Raw genomic sequence first — 296 nt, 5'->3', positions numbered from 1 at the left:
AATCAATCGTGGGAGAGCTATATAAATAACTATCAATTGTAGAAATCATTTTGTCTAATTCAGGAAGAAGTTTTTTAGCCATTTCTGTGCGTAGAGCAAGAGTATTGTAGGTAGTGGATACAGGGTTTCCCTTATAATCTTTAATTATTTCCGCTGGAACTTCAACGCCGTAATTTTCCTTGGCAGATGTTTGTATTTCATTAATTTCGTCTTGATATGTTCTAAAATCACTAGTTCCCATAATATAGCTAGTCGTAACGTCAAAGTAATCAGCTAAATCTTGCCAAACTTTGAAA

General features: G+C 33.8%; 1 protein-coding gene. It reads right to left on the bottom strand.

What is annotated here, in order from left to right; all coding sequences use genetic code 11:
* The coding region (locus tag JKP73_RS22730) for a hypothetical protein (protein ID WP_200412048.1) at positions 1-241 on the bottom strand (241 nt) is incomplete at its 3' end.
* Positions 242-296 lie beyond the last annotated feature (55 nt).

Origin of the sequence: Virgibacillus salexigens (assembly GCF_014905415.1) — a bacterium.
Taxonomy (GTDB): domain Bacteria; phylum Bacillota; class Bacilli; order Bacillales; family Amphibacillaceae; genus Virgibacillus; species Virgibacillus salexigens.
This window is presented reverse-complemented; position numbering and strand designations above follow the sequence as displayed.